General features: G+C 38.4%; 13 protein-coding genes. 5 read left to right on the top strand and 8 right to left on the bottom strand.

Annotation, left to right across the window (positions count from 1 at the left end):
• Positions 1–131 precede the first annotated feature (131 nt).
• The 3 genes from RCG17_RS25130 to RCG17_RS25120 all read left to right on the top strand — a co-directional run bounded on the left by RCG17_RS25130 (position 132) and on the right by RCG17_RS25120 (position 5,200).
• Positions 132–3,161 carry an efflux RND transporter permease subunit gene (locus RCG17_RS25130; protein ID WP_308172742.1) on the top strand — a complete coding sequence of 1,010 codons (3,030 nt, stop codon included), beginning with the start codon at positions 132–134 and terminating at the stop codon, positions 3,159–3,161.
• Between the two features lie 385 nt (positions 3,162–3,546).
• Complete coding sequence (locus RCG17_RS25125; RefSeq protein ID WP_308172741.1) at positions 3,547–4,164, top strand: DUF47 domain-containing protein; 618 nt, start codon at positions 3,547–3,549, stop codon at positions 4,162–4,164.
• Between the two features lie 46 nt (positions 4,165–4,210).
• Entirely contained in the window at positions 4,211–5,200 is a 990-nt protein-coding gene (locus RCG17_RS25120; protein WP_308172740.1) for an inorganic phosphate transporter, read from the top strand.
• A 50-nt stretch (positions 5,201–5,250) separates the two neighbouring features.
• Here the strand turns inward: RCG17_RS25120 and RCG17_RS25115 are convergent, their stop codons facing one another.
• Entirely contained in the window at positions 5,251–6,324 is a 1,074-nt protein-coding gene (locus RCG17_RS25115; protein ID WP_308175952.1) for an LLM class flavin-dependent oxidoreductase, read from the bottom strand.
• The gene (gene hpaB, locus RCG17_RS25110; protein ID WP_308172739.1) at positions 6,324–7,790 is read right to left on the bottom strand and encodes a 4-hydroxyphenylacetate 3-monooxygenase, oxygenase component; all 1,467 of its coding nucleotides are present in this window, start codon (positions 7,788–7,790) and stop codon (positions 6,324–6,326) included. The genes RCG17_RS25115 and hpaB overlap by 1 nt, the downstream gene beginning before the upstream one ends.
• A gap of 199 nt (positions 7,791–7,989) precedes the next feature.
• On the opposite strand from hpaB, the gene RCG17_RS25105 reads away from it, so the two are divergent.
• Positions 7,990–8,349 (top strand): Lin0512 family protein, encoded by a 360-nt coding sequence (locus RCG17_RS25105; protein ID WP_308175951.1) that lies wholly within the window; start codon positions 7,990–7,992, stop codon positions 8,347–8,349.
• A gap of 54 nt (positions 8,350–8,403) precedes the next feature.
• Here RCG17_RS25105 and RCG17_RS25100 read toward each other — a convergent pair whose 3' ends face one another.
• Together RCG17_RS25100 and RCG17_RS25095 are read right to left on the bottom strand one after the other, a co-directional pair.
• Positions 8,404–10,212, bottom strand: coding sequence for a M3 family oligoendopeptidase (locus tag RCG17_RS25100; protein WP_308172738.1), 1,809 nt, complete (start codon positions 10,210–10,212; stop codon positions 8,404–8,406).
• Between the two features lie 197 nt (positions 10,213–10,409).
• Positions 10,410–11,132, bottom strand: coding sequence for an ATP-grasp domain-containing protein (locus tag RCG17_RS25095; RefSeq protein WP_308172737.1), 723 nt, complete (start codon positions 11,130–11,132; stop codon positions 10,410–10,412).
• A gap of 209 nt (positions 11,133–11,341) precedes the next feature.
• Between RCG17_RS25095 and RCG17_RS25090 the strand changes: the two genes are divergently transcribed.
• The gene (locus tag RCG17_RS25090; RefSeq protein WP_308172736.1) at positions 11,342–11,617 is read left to right on the top strand and encodes a CC/Se motif family (seleno)protein; all 276 of its coding nucleotides are present in this window, start codon (positions 11,342–11,344) and stop codon (positions 11,615–11,617) included.
• Between the two features lie 82 nt (positions 11,618–11,699).
• Here the strand turns inward: RCG17_RS25090 and RCG17_RS25085 are convergent, their stop codons facing one another.
• The 4 genes from RCG17_RS25085 to RCG17_RS25070 are packed head-to-tail and all read right to left on the bottom strand — an operon-like array spanning position 11,700 to position 15,136.
• Positions 11,700–12,014 carry a ferredoxin family protein gene (locus RCG17_RS25085; RefSeq protein WP_308172735.1) on the bottom strand — a complete coding sequence of 105 codons (315 nt, stop codon included), beginning with the start codon at positions 12,012–12,014 and terminating at the stop codon, positions 11,700–11,702.
• Entirely contained in the window at positions 11,996–13,291 is a 1,296-nt protein-coding gene (locus tag RCG17_RS25080) for an FAD-dependent oxidoreductase (protein WP_308172734.1), read from the bottom strand. Before RCG17_RS25080 ends, RCG17_RS25085 begins: the two co-directional genes overlap by 19 nt.
• Positions 13,275–14,309, bottom strand: coding sequence for an electron transfer flavoprotein subunit alpha/FixB family protein (locus tag RCG17_RS25075; protein WP_308175950.1), 1,035 nt, complete (start codon positions 14,307–14,309; stop codon positions 13,275–13,277). The genes RCG17_RS25080 and RCG17_RS25075 overlap by 17 nt, the downstream gene beginning before the upstream one ends.
• Positions 14,309–15,136 (bottom strand): electron transfer flavoprotein subunit beta/FixA family protein, encoded by an 828-nt coding sequence (locus RCG17_RS25070; RefSeq protein ID WP_308172733.1) that lies wholly within the window; start codon positions 15,134–15,136, stop codon positions 14,309–14,311. The genes RCG17_RS25075 and RCG17_RS25070 overlap by 1 nt, the downstream gene beginning before the upstream one ends.
• Positions 15,137–15,482: the final 346 nt, after the last annotated feature.

Genomic DNA, 15,482 nt, shown 5'->3' with positions numbered 1-15,482 from the left:
AAGATTAGGATAAATAAACTAAGGAGGATGTTACTACTAATGGGTAACTAATAGATCTTTTCTATCAATTGACAGGTTACCTTTGTTATTCACTATGTGAAAAAATATACATAATAGGAGGAATTTTTAAAATGTCTTGGTTTACAAAATGGGCATTTAAAAACAATGCAGCTGTCAGTATTATGTCGATTCTGATCCTAATTATGGGTGTGATTAGCTATTTGACTCTGCCTATGGAATTTTTGCCTTCTGCTGACCAGCCATTGGTAACTGTCGTTGTCATGGGGCAAGGAACGGATTCAAAAACAATGGAAAGTGACGTTACCTCACCAATTGAAAGCTTGCTTTCTGGGGTAAAAGGAAAAACCAATATTTTTTCAACAACTGGTGATGGCTACTCGAAGATTGATATTTCTTATGATTCAAAGACAGACATGAAAGCAGCAAAACAAGAAGTACAAGATGCTTTAAGCAAAGTACAGCTGCCGCAAAATGTGTCAAAACCAACTGTTGTGCAGCTAAATACCTCTATGATCTCCATTGCTGAAATTGCCCTTACCTTCAAAGATGGTCTGACACCCCAAAATTTAGACCTTGCACAGAAAAAAATTATCCCATCCTACAAAGACATTAAAGGCATTGGTTCGTTACAAACAATTGGACCTCCTGCATCATATGTTTCCGTAAAAGTAAACAATTCCTTAATGGCAGAGAAGCAAGTACCACTGCAATCGATCCTTGAAAGCCTGCAAGGACAGAATAACGCTGTTGCTGTAGGGGAAAAGACAATCGATGGAAAAACAAGCAATATCAACGTGGTTGGGAACATTGACAGCATTAGCAAAGTAGAGAATGTAACGGTAGCTCCTGGCGTAGCCTTAAAAGATATTGCAGCTGTTTCGATTGAAAAACCAAAGGATACATTAACACGCATTAACGGAAAAGAAGGGTTAATTTTAGTCATTGCTAAAGACGGCAATTCCAATGCCGTATCCGTCACTAAAAAAATTAGAAATACCGTTAGTGAGATGAACAAAAAGTATAAACAATCCCATTCATCCATTGTGATTGCCACAGCTGATATGGTTGAAAACTCTGTACAATCAATGATGAAAGAAGTACTTCTTGGAGCCTTCTTTGCTACCATTATCATCATGCTGTTTTTACGTAACATTCGTTCTACCTTTATCACAATCATTTCTATACCGCTTTCATTGGCACTTACCCTTTTCTTATTATCCCGCTCAGGTGTCACATTAAATATCCTAACATTAGGCGGAGTAGCAGTAGCGGTCGGACGTTTAGTGGATGACAGTATCGTTGTTATTGAGAACATTTTCCGAAAAATGCAAAATGAGAAGTTTTCCATGCAGCTAGTGATTGATGCAACCAAGGAAGTTTCAAGAGCCATTACAGCATCAACATTAACAACTGTTGCCGTCTTTTTACCAATTGGTTTTGTTAATGGAAGTCTTCAAGACTTCGTGCTGCCATTTGCCTTAACCATTACTTACTCTTTACTCGCCTCATTGATGGTTGCTTTGACGGTAGTACCTTTGATGAGTTCCGCTTTATTGCGACATGCAAAGCTTCACAAACATACGCCATCGGTCAAATTTAAAAAGCTTTTAACTTGGTCATTGAACCATAAATGGGTTGTCCTGTTATTATCGTTCTTGCTATTTGCAGGATCAATCGGTGTATATTCTGCCATGCCAAAAGGAGCAGTTGACAATTCTTCAGCTGACTTTGTTCAAGTTTACCTTGATTACCCAAATAAAACACCTCTTAAAACTGTAACAGCGGGTACACTCAAGCTAGAAGAGTTTATCCTGGCGCAAAAAGAAGTAAAAGATGTCGGTACAACTCTTGGAAATAGCGCTGATGCAATTCAATACGGTGCTGTAGACTCACCCACAAAAAGTTCCATTAGTGTTGTATTGAAAGATAAAAAAGATACTGACCTTATTGTTAAAAAAATAACTGATCAAAAAGACAGTTATCCAGATGCAGACTTAACAGCAGGAGCCTCGTCCTTAATGGGCAGCGGTTCACCACAGATTAAAATCGACATTGTTGGTGACCAATTAGATCAGCTTACAGCAACATCAGGTAAAATAACAAATGCGATAAAAAATATTAGCGGAATCGAAAAAATTTCAACAAATGAAGAAAAGAAGAAAACTGTTTATTCGTTTGAAATTGATCCTGCAAAGGGAAATCCGCAGCAGCTCGCACAACAGCTTAGTGTGATGCTCAACAAAACACCCCTTGGGACCATTAATATAAATAACCAAAAAACAACTGTTTTTCTAGATCCTATGCTGGATCCGAAATCACCTGATGACTTGAAAAACATTCTGGTTATGACACCAACAGGGATGGCTCCTGTATCGACGATTGCAACATTATCACAGCAAGAACAACCTACCACTCAATATCATAAAGATGGAAATCCATATGTGGAAATTGTCGCTTCGGTTGATGCAAAGAATCTTTCCGAGGTTACCACTAAAATAAACAAAAAAATCTTTGGTGACAAACAAAAGATAAAACCTATCAAACTCCCTAGTGGCGTAAATGTTGTGATTGGTGGCGCTAGTGCACAGCAGTCAAGTGATTTTACTGATTTATTTACAACAATGGCTATGTCCATTGGGATTGTATTTCTCATTATGGTTATAACTTTTAAAACCATACGTGCTCCAATTTCCATTTTGTTCTCTCTTCCGCTTGCCGCTGTTGGTGCGATTTTGGGGCTGCTCATAAGCAGAATTACTGTTGATCTTACTGCCCTTCTTGGTGCATTAATGTTAATTGGAATTGTTGTCACAAACGCCATTGTTCTTTTAGATCGGGTGAAACACAACGAAAAAAGCATGATTATTCGGGATGCCGTCGTTGAAGCTGCATCTATTAGGATGAGGCCGATCCTGATGACTGCGATCGCTACGATATCTGCCATGCTGCCACTTTTGTTTAAAAAAGCGGAAACAGGAAACTTAGTCTCTCAAAGCTTGGCCATCGTCGTTATTGGCGGATTAGCAGTTGCAACCTTGTTAACATTAGTTGTAATACCTGTCGTATATGAACTATTCCATTTCAAAAAGTCCAAGAAGCAAAGACTAAAGAGACAAGCTGAAAATAATCTATCAGTATAGTGCCGTTAAGTCATTCATACTCTATAGCGCAGACACTTTCGTCTGCCTATAGAGTATGTTTTCATTTTCATGGAAATGAAAAATATCAGCAAAATTCGACATATTTGTGAATAAATACACAAAATTATTGTCAGCTTTTATGTCAGGTGGTAAATTAAACACATGAAGTGAATCACAACAAACATATACCCCTTTGTTTGAAAGTGAGAAACTATCTCCCATCCCCTTTGTTAGAAAAAGACCCTAGCACCGTTTGCTAGGGTCTTTTTCATTGATGATGTTTAATTACATATGTATGCAATCAAGTAAATGGGAAAAATTATTAAAGAATAAAAAACTAAAATACAATCAGATTACCTATAAAAAACACAGTGGAGGTACGAGTATGGCGTTAAAAAAGAAAGATAAATTTTCGATTTTTTTAACTGAAATTGCTGCAAATATAAAAGAAAGTGCCTATTACTTTGCTGATTATAAACTTAACAACGTTAGTGATCTTAAAATTTTTTCTGAAAAGATGAAGGAATATGAATCGAAGGGCGACACCTTTGTTCATGAAGTAATTATGGAATTAAATAATGCTTTTATCACACAAATTGAACGAGAAGATATTCTGTCATTAACCATGAGTTTGGATGATGTTCTGGATGGTTTAGAGAACACAGCAGCACTCTTTGAAATGTATTCCATCACACAAGCGGATGAATACATGCTAAAATCCGTTGAAGCGATCCGCAAAAGCACAGACGAAATTGTTGAAGCGATTGCATTACTATCCGATAAAAAGTTACTGCCAATCAGGGAACATGCCATTAAAATTAAAGATTTTGAATCCAAATGCGATGCAATTGAACGTGAAGCTATCAAACACCTATTTGAAACGGAAAAGGATCCAATTCGGATTATTCAATATAAAGAAATCTATGAAGAACTTGAAAAAATATCGGATTATTGCCAATCGGTGGCAAATACTTTAGAAACCATCATCATGAAAAATTCCTGAACTCCTCTAACAAGCAAAATATCATTTACGAAATGTGGAGGCTCTAATGACTATTATCATTTTGATCATTATTCTTGGCTTAGTTTTTGACTTCATTAATGGGTTTCATGATACTGCCAATGCAATAGCAATGTCCGTTTCGACGAGAGCCCTATCACCTCGATTTGCTGTTATTTATGCAGGGTGTTTAAATTTTATTGGAGCAATCACTTCACAAGCTGTTGCCAAATCCATTGGCGGAAAAATTGCTGACCCCTCACAGATTCAAAATGGCCTAGCAATTGTCATTGCGGCGTTAATATCTGCTATTTTTTGGAATCTTATTACCTGGTATTTTGGTATTCCTTCTTCATCATCACATACATTAATCGGCTCCGTTGCTGGTGCTGTTATTTTTGGAGCAGGATGGCATTCGATTAACTGGTCAGGATTTGCTGACATTATTAAAGGGTTAATTATTTCTCCCTTTTTAGCCTTTGGTGTCGGCTTTATCCTCATGAAATTATTAAGAATTATTTTTGCCAGTGCAAATCCACACCGTGTAACCCGTGGTTTTAGAACGTTTCAGGTTTTATCAGGAGGACTTGCTGCTTTTTCCCATGGTGGCAATGATGGTCAAAAAACAATGGGAATTATTGTTTTTGCCTTGGTGGCTGGCGGATTTCAATCTAATTTAAATGTCCCATTTTGGGTGCAGGTCCTTTGTGCAGCAGCAATGGGTACGGGAACTATGATCGGCGGCATGCGGATTATTAAAACAGTGGCCAAAAAATTATTCAAAGTCGAACCTATAAATGGGTTTGCAGCAGATTTATCATCTTTTGCCATTATGCAGGGGGCAACCTTTTTAGGGGTTCCAGTATCTACCACCCATGTTGCTTCATGTTCGATTTTAGGTGTGGGTTCTGCTAAACGGTTACGTGGTGTGAACTGGGGCGTTGCTGGAAGGATGATTATTACTTGGGTCATCACCTTACCTATTTCAGCAGTTATCGCTGGAATAATTGTCTCCATCGTGAAACTATTTTTTAAATAGTTTTTTTAAAACATAGTTGGACAAAAAATTACGGCTGCTAAATCACATTTTTAGCAGCCTTTTTTCGTTTCACGGCGGATAATCGGTGCCACTTCTGTTGCTAATAGCTCGATACATTGAGCAACTTTTTTGAAAGGAAGACCGCCAATATCAATTTGCGCAAGAAAACGTTGATGTCCAAATAATTCATGCTGACGAAGAATCTTTTCGATAATTTCCTGCGGGCTTCCAACAAACAAACTGTTATTTGGGCCAGACATTTTTTCAAAATCAGTTCGGGGAATATTCATTAGCCTTCCATTTCTCATAAACGATTTGAAATAGTTTATATAGTATGGATAGAATTCTTCCTTAGCCTTTTGAGAAATTTTATCAAGATACCCATGCGACCCTATAGCTACCTTAAGTTTGTTGGAATGGTGTCCAGCTTTTAGACCTTCTTGCCGATAGGACTCCACGATTGGTTTAAATTGTGCGGATTCCCCTCCAAGTGCTGCGAGCATCAATCCTGTCCCCAGCCGCCCTGCACGTTCTGCGCTTTCTTTTGATCCTCCTACACCGATCCAAATGGGAAGTCTTGGCTGAATTGGACGAGGGGAAATGGCCATATCCATAAGCTCTGATCGGAAATGTCCTTTCCAGGAGATACATTCATTTTCGTTTAATTTTAACAAGAGATCGATATTCTCTGAAAATAATCGATCATAGTCATTTAAGTTATATCCGAACAGTTGAAATGATTCTAAAAAAGCACCCCTTCCAGCTACGATTTCCGCTCGGCCCTTTGAAACAATATCTAAGGTTGCAAAGTCCTCAAATAATCGAACAGGATCCACTGTGCTTAAAACGGTGGTTGCGCTAATCAACTTAATTCTGCTAGTATTTTGGGCGATAGCAGCTAAAATTACCTGTGGAGAGGATACCACAAAATCCGGACGATGATGTTCACCAATTCCAAACACATCAAGACCTGCTTCATCTGCCAGCTTGGCTGCTTCGATTATTTCGTCTAATCGTTGTTTCATCGGAATAAATTGACCGGTATGAGGATCGCTGAGCAGCTCCCCAAAAGTATAAATACCTATTTCAATTCCTGAATCAGCTAAATTGATTTCTTTATCCATCATTCTCCTCCAACATCCAACAAATTACTGGCCGTGCCTTTTAAGAATTCCTCAACATAGTTGGTGCATGGTTCTTTGTCATAGCTATGGTAGATGTTGCTGGCGATTTTGATAGGGTCGCCGAAAAAGTATCGTTCATATAACGACTGCCTGGTGCCAAATGCACTCATGCTTATATCCCATGCCAGCCGAAAAAGTCTTACCCGATCATGGGCATTAGCATTAGCAGCTTGCAGGTATGTTCCAAGGTCGTTACTTATATCTGAAGCAAAGTCAGCTTCACTTGGAATGGATACAAGTCCACTTGCTCCAATTTGCTGCAAGATCTCACAAAAACGTGGATAAAGGCGCGGATAAAGGAAAATGGCAATACTTAATGGGTTAAAATCGGGAACCATTGTCCCCCATTTATCCAATTTTGCATTCAATTCTGAGGCTAACAATAGGGACTTTAGAGTTTCCAGTCCTGCTATCACTTCAGCTATCTTTTCATGAATATGCTGATATTCTCCGACATTAATTGTTTTGATAAGCAATTGTGCAACTCCAAGGATAAATTCTGTTTTAACAATTCTTCTCGATAAAATTTGATGTGCCGTTAGCGGATAAAAGCTGCTTTCTGAAAAAATTTTACGAGAAGCCTCGGGATTTTGATAACAAAATACACGGTCCCATGGAACCTTTACATTGTCAAATACAACAATTGTATCGATTTCATCAAACCTTGATCCAAGCGGGTGGTCAAAGGCTGATTCCTTATATCGGAATGACTCCCGACAAATAAACTTTAATCCTGGTGTATTACTTGGGATAGAAAAAGCGTATGCAAAATTTTTATCAAAAGATGAAGATGCCGTTGGAAAAACGAGAACCTCATCCGTTATCCCGCCTTGTGTTGCTAATAAACGTGCCCCTTTAACGACAAATCCATCTTCATTTTTTTGAATGGTCTGGGCTGAGATGATTTCCGAAGTATTTTCGAGGTACAAAGAAGATCGATTTACTTGTGGATTTATAAATGTATGGGTAAAAGACAAATCGTTTTGCTTTGCTTTTTCGTAAAGATTTAACAGATTATCTCCAAATGCTTTATGATCATCAGCAAATATGTCAGAGGCTGCCGCAAATGCCATAAGAGCCGTATTCATATAATCCGGGGAACGGCCTAACATTCCTGCACTCGTTTTTGCCCATTCCTGAATCATGAGCCGCCGTCTTTCCAGATCTTCTTTTGTTTTAGGCTGAAGAAAGGATAGGCCAATTCTCTCACCTGTTTGAGGAGATTGATCAGTCATTATATCTTTCTTTTCAAGCTGAAGATCATATAATTTCGCTTGGCTTTTCATAACCCCTGAAAAAGCTGGATGATCCGAAATATTGCCATCAACCTGCCCCCCTTCTATCCAAACTTCTGCCTTCATTTGATTAATCCTATCGATATATTCCTTTCCTGAAATAACCGCCACTAAAAACCACCGTCTTTTAAAGTTATTACTACATTTTAATGTTCAGACACTTGTTATGATTGTACAAATGTCCAATATGGACGAATGAAATTTAAAAAGCTTCATTGCAGATTACAAATCATATGCTATTGACATGCTTTGATGCAGGAGCCATCGGTGATAAAATGAAGAAAGGAAAAGAAAGGAGAGTGAATCAATGATGGAAAAAATCATGTTTATTGAAACCGGTATGGGGATTGATGTTCACGGTCAAAATATTACGAAAGCTGCCATTCGTGCTGTACAAAATGCAATTCACTTTAATTCTATGCCTGGTATTCGTTCGGTATTGCCAGAAAACAATAGAGATAATATGAGAGTGAATGTAAAACTGGCCGTTCCATGTGACAAAGAGAAACTCGATATTGAGGCTGTTAAAGAAGTTTTGCCATTTGGAATCAAAACTGTAGAGGTTATGGATGGCGGAATGTTGACAACAAGCGGGATCGTCTTGGAGGAAAAAGGAGATCAAAATGATATGATGTACATCGTTGTCGCATCAGTCGAAGTTGGTTATTAATCTACATAAAAAAAACCTTGATAACTACACGTTACCAAGGTTTTTTATGTAGATTTATTTGATAAGTTCATCCGTTAACCTGATAAATTCTTTTACATCACTTTCCATTATTTGTATACCGTCCTCCCAGAACGTCGGTTTTGTCAGATCAACTCCTAAATGTTTCTTCGCAAGTTCTTCCACTTTCATTGAAGCCGTGTCTCGCAATAGAGCAATATATTTGTCCTCAAATCCATGCGGATTCTTTAAAAATTCAGCATAAATGCCTAGGCTGAATAAGAAACCAAAGGTATACGGGAAATTATAGAATGGCACATCATCAATAAAGAAGTGTAATTTGCTGCACCAGAAATGCGGGTGGTAACCTGATAAGCTATCACAATACGCTTCTTTTTGTGCATTAACCATTAATTCATTTAATTGTTGTTCAGACACAATCCCTTTTGAACGCTCAGCATAGAATCGGTCTTCAAATAGAAAACGGGCATGTATGTTCATAAACATGGCAATGGCATTTCCGAGCTTTGCGTTTAACAAGGTGATTTTTTCTTCTTTTGTTTTCACATTGGCTACAGTAGCATTGCCAATAATATTTTCTGCAAAAGTGCTTGCCGTCTCTGCAACGTTCATTGCGTAATTACGGTTCAACGCTGGCAGATCCCTCATGACAAAGCTATGAAAGGCATGACCGAGTTCATGTGCTAAAGTACTAGCATCATTTGGAGAACCAGTAAAAGTCATGAAAATCCGCGATTCTTCAAATTCAGGAAGTCCCGTACAATAACCGCCCGGCCGTTTATTCGGACGATCTTCCGCCTCAACCCAGCGGTTTTCAAGGGCCTGTTTGGCAAAATCAGATAACTTGGAACCAAAGGTGGCAAAGTTTTCGATGATAAAATCACAGGCTTCATCATAAGTAAAGCTTGGTGGTTTCACATCGCCTAAAGCAACAGGAGCATCTACATCCTGCCAGCCCAATTTTTCCATTTCCAGTATTTTTGCTTTTTGATTTAAAAATTCAACAAAAGGCTGTTTATGTTTAGAGACAGCTGTCCACATTGCATCGAGTGTATCCTTGGACATGCGGTTATATTCTAATGGCTCCTCAAGGTAGTTTTCACGACTGTGAGCTTTTTGAAGAGTAATTCGATAGCCGTCTAAATGATTCAATGTATCGGCAAAAATAGGCGCAAATTTTGTCCATCCAGCTTCCCAATTCTCAAATAACTGTTTTCGTACCTCAGGATCTGGGTCTGCATACATCCGATTCATCGCCTGGCCTACTGAAAATTCCGTTGTTTTTCCCTCTTTATCGGTATAAGGGATGGTTATAACCGAAACTGCGGTAGCGTATAGTCGATTCCAAGCAGAGAGACCGTCTTTATTTAAATCGGTAATAATCTTTTCTTCTTCCTCTGATAATAAACGTTTCCCTTGATCGCGAATCTCATTAAGAGCAAAGGACACCTCGTTTAAAACTTTATCCTTTAAAAGAGTCTTCCAGTCTTCATCAGAAATGGCGACTAGCTTTTTCGTAAATGCCGTAGAAAGATTTTCAACTTCACTCGATAGGTCCATCACTTGTCCCATCACAACATTTGCATGTTCATCCTTCGTGTAGGCATCATGCCACATATGTACAAAAGTGCCAGTTTGTCCTATACCTTTCCCAATGCTTTCTCGCTTTTTTAAAATAGCTTTTAATGGATCGGCAGTTTTGTCTTCAGCAAAGGTCCATTCTTGAATTAATTTTTGATATTCTACGATTTCTTCTTTGATATTATGTAATTTTGTTTGCAGCTCTGGTGATTTCGTTCCTCCTGGAAAAATGGCATCTAAATCCCAAGTATCAGTATATTTCAATTAAATCACTCCTTTTCATAATTCCATTTTAAACTTTTCTAAAAATGAAGACAAAATTAAAGGCGGTAATTGCTTACAGAAAAGCCGAATGTTCTATTAGACCTTTCCTTTGTAAAATAAAAAACCCGCACGATCGAAAAATCGAGGTGCGGGAACAATAATGTCATTAAGTATTACAGGCAAATGCCCTAACTAGATTAGCACTTGTGAATATCTGCCAATGCCTTGCCTAGTAATTTCGCAAGTTCAAGCATACCATACTTTCCAGCTTTTTCTTCGGCTTCGGAGTTATAATTTGTATTTGTGTTTACATCGTATGTGTATATTTTATCATTTTGATCACGAATGAACTCGATTCCTGCAACATCAATTTTGTTTGCTTGAAGAAATGCTTCATATCGTTCGATTAAAGATGGATCTACATCTTCAATGATCTCAAACTTTGGTTTGGCTTCGGATTCCTCACCAACAGGGCAGAAAAGGTCCCCAATTTGGCATGAATCAGCAGGACATAGCTGGAAACCTTCTGAAGTATCAACCCGAACAGCGTAAAAATATTTTCCACCGATAAATTCTACTCTTGTGATAAATGATTCAGGTGACTGAATGTACTCCTGAATAAGAGTGATGATCTTACTCAATTCAAGACTTAGGGCCCTGCTGCCATTAAAAACAGTACGTTCATGAAATTCAAGCCAGGCAAGAATCCCTGAAGTTAACTCTGGTGCATATCGATGGTCCCTTGTATGGGAAGAAGCACTCATACGGTTATAGAAAACTCCCTCAGGCGGTTCTGTTGTCAAATCGACAATTCCTTTATCCAAATGCCAAGCCTCAAAAGGGAGACTTAATTCATCCAATCGCTTTATTAAATGTCTTGTCCAATCATCATTTTCATGGATGATATAAATTTTTGACATCGTACCCAACTCCAATTTTTATTAATGAAAAAAGCTTTTCTTCTATCTCGAAATTTTATTTTTTCAAAATAATAGCTGTATTCCTACTATACAATAATTCGCACTAAACTTATAGATTTATAGGCAAGAAAAATTTCAGCAGGATTACCATACATTTCTTTAGTATAATGAAATAAATCAACCATCTTGGCAAGAGAGGTAATCAAGTTATGTATATTGACATCGATACAGAAGCAAAAAACTGGATAGAATCCAAAGGTCAGGAATTAACTGTAAAAACGTTAGATATAAATGTATGCTGTGCTCCAAATTTGAAAGAAATTGTTGCAATACCTGGAAAACCAAAAACATTTGAGCAATACAATCAAATAATAGCTGACGGTCTCATCATATATGTTCAAAAATCTTTATTTAATAAAAGTAGACTTAAACTAAAACTATCAGGAATTTCCTTTTTAAAATCAATCTCAGCTGTCCTAGAGTAAAGTGTTCCTAAAGGAAAACGTTTTCTTTATTAAAATAAAAAGACTACCAGTAATAGTAGCCTCCAAAAATACTAATCTTACATTAACCTAACCTAAATACAATCCCATGACCGCCCTTTGGGTACTCCCATTTTATATTCTGATGAGGACAGCCAATGCGGCAACTTCCGCATTCATGGCAGCCTTCGTAGCCTACGTGCATCCGAATATCTTCCCATTTATAAATCTCTGCCGGACAGAAGATCGTACAGATTTTATCGGGACAATGGTTTAAACAAATATCCTCATCTTTTACATGAAGATGTGATTTGGTATCGGCATTAAAGCGAACAAGGTATTGCTTTTCTTCGATTGTCGAATATTTCTTCTGTTCACTCATTATTTCATCACCTTCCATACCCGAAATACATCTCGAGCGAGTTTCATTTTTTCTTTTGGTGATCCCAGACCGCTCCAGATTTTCTTTTGTTTCTCCCATTTGGAGGCTCCATCAACGGTAAACATTTGACTGGCAGCCTTGTTCACCATTGGAATATATTCATCAAAATATTGCGGGAATTTATTAAAGTGGTGAGTCGAGTCCTGATACTTTTTCATATCCTGACCAACAAAACAGTCCATTAATTTTTCACGATATAAGTTTAACGTACTTTCTGAGAAGTCTCCCATTTTCTTTGCAAATAGAACGGTTTCCGCTGCTAATCTTCCGGAAGTCATTGCTAAATTGGAACCTTCTCGATGAATCGCATTAACCAATTGGGAAGCATCGCCAATCACGATAACTCCGTCCCCGACAATTTTTCCCATCGATTTATATCCGCCTTCTGGGATCAAGTGGGCTAAATACTCCTGCGGCTCACTTCCCTGAATATAGGGGCGAATCATCGGATGATTTTTCACATATTCCAATAATTCATAAGGTTTAATTTTATGTTTGATCAATCCGGACAAGAGTGTACCCACACCAATGCTTAACGTATCTTTGTTTGTATAAAGGAACCCTGTACCAAGAATCCCTTTAGTTGCATCGCCAAATAATTCAATCGTGCAGCCTTGATTCTCTTCAAGATTGAAGCGGTCTTCAATTACCTTTTTATCAAGCTTCAAAATTTCCATTGTTGCTAAGGCCACTTCTTCTGGTTTATATTCTTTGTGAAACCCTAGTTTTTGTGCCAACAGAGAGTTCACACCATCTGCTAACACGACGACATCTGCATAGATATCGCCATCTGGACGGTCTGTTCTGACGCCGACAACCTTGTTATTCTCAACAATACATTCTAATACGACTGTTTCATTGACTAAAATTGCACCTTGTTCGACCGCTTTTTCTGCATACCACTGATCAAAATTTCCTCTTAAGACGGTGAAGTTATTGTAAGGCTCCTTCGCCCATTCCAATCCCTTATAACTAAAGGTGACAGCGGACTCTTTATCCATCATCATAAATCGTTGTTCAACGATTGGACGCTCAACAGGAGCTTCCTTATAAAAACCAGGTATAATGTCCTCCATCATTTTCCGATAAAGGACACCTCCCATAACATTTTTTGAACCTGGATATTCTCCTCTTTCAAGAAGCAAAACGTTTGCGCCGCCTTTTGCTAGATCATAGGCACAGGAAATCCCGGCTGGACCTGCCCCGACTACGATTGCATCAAACTTCTCTGGCATAACTAACCTCCTTTGTCGTTAACGCCTTTTTAAAGTTTTCAATTAATAAAGGTACAATCTCAAATGCATCACCAATAATTCCATAATGGCAAGTCTGGAAGATTGGGGCGCTAGCATCTTTATTAATGGCAATGATTAAACCGGAATTTTTCATTCCGACTACATGTTGAATGGCTCCGGAAATGCCAATTGCAAAATATATTTTGGGCGTCACCGTCACCCCGGTTTGGCCAACTTGATGCGGATGAGCAATCCACCCTGCTTCCACCACATCACGGCTTGCACCTACTGCACCACCAAGCGCTTCAGCTAATTGATGAACTAATTGAAAACCCTCGGCACTCCCTAACCCTTTACCTTCGGCAACAATAATATCTGCTTCGTCAATCCGAACTTTTTTTGTGGTTTCTTTCACAATTTCCAATACTTTTGTCCGAATATCCTCTTCTTTTAAGGAAATCGTTTCATTGATGACCTTTCCATTTCTGCCTGGCTGAGGTGTCAAGGCCTTCATGACCTTTGCACGTACCGTTGCCATTTGCGGCCGGTATTTTTTACAAAGAATCGTTGCCATAATATTTCCCCCAAATGCCGGGCGGCTTGCCAGCAGCAGTCCGGTTTCCTCTTCAACATCCAGTTCGGTTGTATCTGCTGTTAATCCTGTAGGTAAATCGGTGGCTACAGCACTGGCTAGGTCTTTCCCGGTGGAGGTAGCACCGTAAAGAATAATTTCAGGTTTATATTTATTCGAGCAAGCAAGAAGCGCTTTCATATAGGACTCAGTCCGATAATGTTTAAAAATCGGCTGATCGTATACATAAGCGGTATCTGCTCCGTACTCAAAAATAGTTTTGGTCAAATGCTTAATATTTTCCCCGATTAAAACACCTGCCAATTCTACTCCCCGTTTATCAGCCAATTTCCTCCCGGCACCTAATAGCTCTAATGAAACGGGAGCTATTTCCCCGTCCTTCTCTTCGATAAAGATCCAAACACCCTTATAATCTTTAAAATCCATCATTTCCCCTCCTTTACCGTAAACAATTCTTTCTTTTCCAGAATGACGGAAAGTAATTGTTCCACTTGCGCTAATGGACTGCCTTCAATGATCGTTCCACCTTCTGGAGCAGGCGGTGCCCAAACTTTGGAAACAATTGTCGGTGATCCCTTCAATCCAAGTTGTTTTATGTCGATATCCTCCAAGTCATCCACAGACCAAATTATTGGATTATATTTAGATGCTTTTAACATATTGGGAAATGTTGAATATGGCACTTCATTGATGGTTTTTTCTACTGAAAATAAACAAGGTAAAGACGATTTAATGACTTCATACCCATCCTCAAGTTTGCGGTGGACGATGGCATGCCCCTCGTCTTTATTTATTTCTACTACTTTATTAACCGAAGTCAGAGGCGGAATATCGAGTCGTCGTGCAATTCCTGGTCCAACTTGACCTGTATCACCATCGATGGACATTTTTCCACAGATGATCAAATCAACAGGTTTCTCTTTCGAAATTTTTTCCAATGCTTTTGTTAGGGCATAACTGGTGGCCAATGTATCAGCTCCTGCAAAGCGCCGGTCGGTGATTAGATAACCTTCATCGGCACCGATTTCAATGCACTTTTTAATGGCTTTAACAGCTGGAGGCGGGCCCATTGTCAAAACGGACACAGTCCCCCCATACCTATTCTTGAGGCGCACTGCCTCTTCAACTGCATGAGTATCATAAGGGTTTAAGATGGCAGGTGCCGTCCTCCGATCCATTGTGTTTGTTTTTGGATTCATCTTTATAATTTTGGTGTCAGGTACTTGCTTAATACAGGCTACTATATGCAGCATTTAATACCTCCTTTTGATTAGAAAACACAAGGTGTCTTTTCCTTTCTTTTTTAACTACAAAACTTGTACTATTAAGTAACAAGGATTTTTTGTTTATTTATATTAACTATATTAAGAGAGCTGTCCTAACATTCGAATTTTCTAAGAAATATCTTTGTACAATTATTTCTATGAATCCTAGGTTTTATGTAGCATATTACACTTTTGTTGAAAATAGCCTTTAGAGTCTAATCTACATACGTTGAAATTAGACTGAAAATTATGATTAAATAGGTATAAAGACTAAAGGAATATAGGAGGATTTACTTTCCCCACCCATCTCTTAAAATACTTAGAGGGAGGTAAT

It is taken from the genome of Neobacillus sp. PS3-12, assembly GCF_030915385.1.
GTDB lineage: Bacteria > Bacillota > Bacilli > Bacillales > Cytobacillaceae > JAEVLT01.
The sequence above is the reverse complement of the archived record's forward strand: the minus strand, read 5'-3'. Positions and strand labels throughout refer to the sequence as shown.

Coding starts and splice junctions, on each gene's coding strand:
- RCG17_RS25130 (WP_308172742.1), top strand. CDS start 132: ATGTCTTGGTTTACAAAATGGGCATTTAAAAACAATGCAGCTGTCAGT.
- RCG17_RS25125 (WP_308172741.1), top strand. CDS start 3,547: ATGGCGTTAAAAAAGAAAGATAAATTTTCGATTTTTTTAACTGAAATT.
- RCG17_RS25120 (WP_308172740.1), top strand. CDS start 4,211: ATGACTATTATCATTTTGATCATTATTCTTGGCTTAGTTTTTGACTTC.
- RCG17_RS25115 (WP_308175952.1), bottom strand. CDS start 6,324: ATGGATAAAGAAATCAATTTAGCTGATTCAGGAATTGAAATAGGTATT.
- RCG17_RS25105 (WP_308175951.1), top strand. CDS start 7,990: ATGGAAAAAATCATGTTTATTGAAACCGGTATGGGGATTGATGTTCAC.
- RCG17_RS25095 (WP_308172737.1), bottom strand. CDS start 11,132: ATGTCAAAAATTTATATCATCCATGAAAATGATGATTGGACAAGACAT.
- RCG17_RS25090 (WP_308172736.1), top strand. CDS start 11,342: ATGTATATTGACATCGATACAGAAGCAAAAAACTGGATAGAATCCAAA.
- RCG17_RS25085 (WP_308172735.1), bottom strand. CDS start 12,014: ATGGAAGGTGATGAAATAATGAGTGAACAGAAGAAATATTCGACAATC.
- RCG17_RS25080 (WP_308172734.1), bottom strand. CDS start 13,291: ATGCCAGAGAAGTTTGATGCAATCGTAGTCGGGGCAGGTCCAGCCGGG.
- RCG17_RS25075 (WP_308175950.1), bottom strand. CDS start 14,309: ATGGATTTTAAAGATTATAAGGGTGTTTGGATCTTTATCGAAGAGAAG.
- RCG17_RS25070 (WP_308172733.1), bottom strand. CDS start 15,136: ATGCTGCATATAGTAGCCTGTATTAAGCAAGTACCTGACACCAAAATT.